The sequence below is a fragment of the Hymenobacter ginkgonis genome (genome assembly GCF_009755225.1).
In the GTDB taxonomy this organism is placed as follows: domain Bacteria; phylum Bacteroidota; class Bacteroidia; order Cytophagales; family Hymenobacteraceae; genus Hymenobacter; species Hymenobacter ginkgonis.
This window is the reverse complement of sequence record NZ_WQKZ01000017.1, coordinates 1-3,583: the sequence shown is the minus strand read 5'-3', so window position 1 is coordinate 3,583 and position 3,583 is coordinate 1. Positions and strand designations below refer to the sequence as shown.

The 3,583-nt window shown below is 59.1% G+C and carries 6 protein-coding genes and 1 pseudogene; all 7 read right to left on the bottom strand.

Annotated features, from left to right (window positions below):
* Positions 1-630 (bottom strand): annotated as a pseudogene (locus tag GO988_RS23575) (hypothetical protein); the annotation flags it as partial.
* Positions 620-1,147: a hypothetical protein gene (locus GO988_RS23570; RefSeq protein ID WP_157570100.1), complete on the bottom strand. Its 528-nt coding sequence runs from the start codon at positions 1,145-1,147 to the stop codon at positions 620-622. The pseudogene GO988_RS23575 and the gene GO988_RS23570, both read right to left, overlap by 11 nt.
* Before the next feature lie 442 nt (positions 1,148-1,589).
* Positions 1,590-1,766, bottom strand: coding sequence for a hypothetical protein (locus GO988_RS23565; RefSeq protein ID WP_157570099.1), 177 nt, complete (start codon positions 1,764-1,766; stop codon positions 1,590-1,592).
* Positions 1,767-1,768: 2 nt separating this feature from the next.
* The gene (locus GO988_RS23560) at positions 1,769-2,536 is read right to left on the bottom strand and encodes a hypothetical protein (RefSeq protein WP_157570098.1); all 768 of its coding nucleotides are present in this window, start codon (positions 2,534-2,536) and stop codon (positions 1,769-1,771) included.
* Positions 2,537-2,609: 73 nt separating this feature from the next.
* A complete protein-coding gene (locus GO988_RS23555; RefSeq protein WP_157570097.1) occupies positions 2,610-2,894 on the bottom strand; it encodes a hypothetical protein in 285 nt (94 codons plus the stop codon).
* An 81-nt stretch (positions 2,895-2,975) separates the two neighbouring features.
* Positions 2,976-3,215: a hypothetical protein gene (locus GO988_RS23550; protein WP_157570096.1), complete on the bottom strand. Its 240-nt coding sequence runs from the start codon at positions 3,213-3,215 to the stop codon at positions 2,976-2,978.
* Positions 3,216-3,258: 43 nt separating this feature from the next.
* A partial coding sequence (locus tag GO988_RS23930) for a hypothetical protein (RefSeq protein WP_198173034.1) occupies positions 3,259-3,583 on the bottom strand: 325 nt, incomplete at its 5' end.

Below are 3,583 nucleotides of genomic sequence, written 5' to 3'. Positions count from 1 at the left end.
ATCCGGTTTTTCCTTGGCCAGGTCTTCGGTCTTAAACACCCACTGGCCCGAGGGCAACCAGGGCACAGAGGTGTAATCGCAGAAGGTCTGGTGGTGCTCGTCTTTGAAGCGGTAGATATTGCCCCGAATCATGGGGCGCAGAATCTTGTTGACGTGCTCCTCCTTAATGAGGGCCGACTCGTCAATGTGGCCGAAGTCGTAGTTACCACCCCGGGCCAGCTCCGCCCGGTCCATGCTCAGCAGCTGGATGGTAAAGCCATTGAGGAAGCTGATCACGTTCTCGTAATTGCTGGGGGGTTGGTGGGGCTTGATCCACCCAGCTGGGGGGCGCTTGCCCTTCACGTAGTGCCCAAAGCCGGATTTCTGATCGTATTCAACTAGCCCGTGGGCCTTCCAGGCTTCTTCCGCGGAGGGGATCGTATTGCTCAGCAACTGGGTGTAGGTGAGGCCCGCCAGAAAGCCCTTGGCCCGGGGCAGGTAGTTCATCTGCACCCGCGTTTGGTGGCCCAGTACGGTCGTCTTACCCGAGCCCCGGCCCCCGACGAAGGTGCGGCGTTTCTGCTTAGCGGCGAGGAATTGGCGCTGCTTCTCGTTGACGTAGACGCGCCGACGGGCTTCGTTAGACTGCATCTTCGTCTCCTTCCTCCGTCAGGTCCTCAAAATCAATGTCCTGCGTTTGCTGCTGCTCGCGCAGCACGTCGGGATCGGTGCTGAAGTCCATCGGCACCGGAACCAGGAAGGCCTTAGGATTGAGCAGCATCTTTTCGGGCTCGAAGAGGCCCTGGAGCTTGTCGGCCTTCTCCTGGGCGCGAATGGCAGCTCCGATGTCGCCGCGTTGGCGCGCCAGGTTAGCTAGCAGCTTGTAATTCTCAATAGAAATGGCGCGCTGCCCCTTTTTATCTACTTCCTCAATGCTGCCGTAGAGCGTGATGCACTCGCGCACGATGGAATAGAGCTGCGGCTGACTCAGGTCGAATTCACTCTCCAGCGTCGCCAGTACCTGGTTGCGGCTGAAGCCCAGGCACAGCAAACCATGCGCCTTGCGGTAGCGGGCCAGCATCTCCAGCTCGTCGGGCTTAAGCTCGGCGCCCTCCATCAGGTGCAGCCGGTATTTGTCCAGTTTATCGGGTTTACCGAGTTGTTTCATAAAAAAGCGGGGTTACACCCTTAAGATGTACCCCCGTTTGAGCCGGTAGTAGGACGCTAGTACGTAGCTTTGTCATTCGTCTTGGTCGTGAGAACCCATGATGTGAATTGTTAGAGGCCCGGTGGCAATTGCCACTGGGCCTCGTCTTTTTTAGTTAGATAAACAAAGCCCCTGGTGACTGGCACCAGGGGCTTTGTTTAGTTAGAACTAAACTCTTCCATCCTATCTAATGTGTTTTAGCATAAGCTACTGGGTCGGCTATCACCTCAATAGCGGCTGCACAACCCTTCTCGTAAATGCAGTGCCCCTGGGGCGATGTGCTTTTGGGAATCTGAAAGACTCCGTGGGCCTGGCACCGATAGGAATTGTAATGGGGACCAGCGTTCTCTAAAAGGAAACGCTCTGTTCTGACAAGCTTTTTCATCTTGGAAGTGCAGCCAGGTTATAGTTTGCTCCAGGTAATGTTGGCTTTGACCGTGCGCCGGCGCTCACGCTCGTGTTTGCGCTGCTCGCGGTGGTAGTAGCGCAGCCAGGGCCGTGGAGCCGCCTGCCGGTGCAGGGCCGGCGTGCAGCTGCCGAGCACCAGGCTCAGCAGTAGCGGGAGTAGGAATTGGCGCATGACTATTGGGGCTGTGCCAGCTGCATTTCCACGGTGCTCAGCTCCACTTCCAGCATGCCGGCTTTCTGGGCGTGCTCACTGCGCTTCGCCTCCGTCTTGGCCTCGGTAGCGCCCTTGCGGGCTTTGCTCAGGCGCGAGCGCAGGGTGTTGCGCTGCTGCACCAGGGCGGCCCGGTCGAGCGGGGCGGCGGACTGCTCGCCTGCTGGCGCGGGGGCAGGCTGCTCATTTACTGGATCACCAGCTGCCAGGCGCCGGCGCTGCTCGGCCAGGACATTGTACTGGTTTTGCAGGTCGAGGATTTCTGCTACTACCCGGGGGCCTTCTTCGTCCGATAAGTCGGCCAGGGTGTTGCTGAGCTGGCAGCGCTGGTTGTAGAGCTTGCTCATGCGCTCCGTGAGGTCTCCCAGCTGCGGCTGCATGGCCTCCGGCACGTGCTCGGGCGCGGGCTGGGCAGCAAACCCTTCCGTGAGCTGCGGCCGGTGGGCTTCCACCAACACGTCGGCAATTTGCTGCACCGGGGTAACCGCCCCCTCCACGGCCTGGGCAAAGTGGTTGATAACCTCGGCTACCTCCTCCAGCCGACCGCCACAGAGCACCTTGACTAGCTCGTAGCGCAGCTTTGCCCTATTGTTATCAGATTCCTTTTTGAGCAAGTTGTTGACCATACCGCGGTTGCCGCTGTGGTCCTGGAGCAGCAGTACGCCCTCGCGGTAGTCAGCCACGTCGCCGGCAGCTAGCCAGTTAATAATTCCATCTAATTCGTGTGCCATCGTTGGAAAGCTTTGATTGCAGGTTGGTTGGAATCAAAGCTATCGGAATGGGCAACCCCTCAATAGGACGGAATTAGAGCAGGTCGCGGAAGGCCTGCACGGCCTCGATATGGGCGCTGCCAGCGAGAAAGACGTAAGGTTGCGTGAACTGATTGGTCTGCCTGAGCAGAAAGCTGCTGTGCGAAAGCCACTCGTCCAGGCCATCGCGCAGGGCCATCATGATGACTTCGCCACCTTCCGTATAATCCTCCAGGCCATCGTCCAGGGCATCCTGAAGAGTTTGGTTATGCGGGGCGTTTTCCAACAGAAAGTCGGCTACTGGGGGCAGCGGCGAAAGCCGCAGGTGGAGGGTACTCATAAGAAAGATTGGTTAGGAAGAAAAGAAAAAGCCCCGCCTCGACTGGCGAGACGGGGCTTTTGGGTAGCCTACAGCAGGAGCTTACTGCGCGCTGCGCGCCCGGCGAGGCGCGGTGGGCTCGGCTTCAGCGGCTGGCTCGGCCAGGGCCAGCACGACCGGCACCGTGGCGGGCTCAGGGGCTACGCGCTCGAGCACGTGCGTTTTTTTGATGAGCGTCTCGGCCAGCTCGTCATCGATTTTATCGAAGGGAATCTTCTTACCCTTGTACTGGAGGCCGGTCAGGCCTTCGGTGTTTACCAGCTTGAATTTAGTCAGTGCCATTGCAGGGTGCTATAAAACGTGGAAGAATACGACCTGGGGCCACTTACACCGGCAGGGCAGCCGTGTAGTAGAAGGGCACGTGGGTGAAGCCTTCGCCGCTGAATTTGAAGTCCGTGCCGTTTTTGTCGGTACCCTTCTTGCCCGACTTGTAGTCGTGCTCGAACTTCACGCCGCGGAACTCGTCGCCCACCAGGCGCATGTTACCGTTGCTGTCGCGGCCAGCCACGACGAAGTCGCCGTTGAGGGCCGACTGAATCACGGCGTCAATCTTGGCGTCGCCCCGGGGCACGTACACGTTCAGCTCGTGCTTGATGCTCTGGTTGCCGGCATCGCCCGAGCTGCCGTGGTTGATTTCGCCGGTGTCCTGG

Bases quoted from the DNA above. Each gene is read 5' to 3' on its own strand.
- GO988_RS23570 (WP_157570100.1), bottom strand. From the start codon at position 1,147: ATGAAACAACTCGGTAAACCCGATAAACTGGACAAATACCGGCTGCAC.
- GO988_RS23565 (WP_157570099.1), bottom strand. From the start codon at position 1,766: ATGCGCCAATTCCTACTCCCGCTACTGCTGAGCCTGGTGCTCGGCAGC.
- GO988_RS23560 (WP_157570098.1), bottom strand. From the start codon at position 2,536: ATGGCACACGAATTAGATGGAATTATTAACTGGCTAGCTGCCGGCGAC.
- GO988_RS23555 (WP_157570097.1), bottom strand. From the start codon at position 2,894: ATGAGTACCCTCCACCTGCGGCTTTCGCCGCTGCCCCCAGTAGCCGAC.
- GO988_RS23550 (WP_157570096.1), bottom strand. From the start codon at position 3,215: ATGGCACTGACTAAATTCAAGCTGGTAAACACCGAAGGCCTGACCGGC.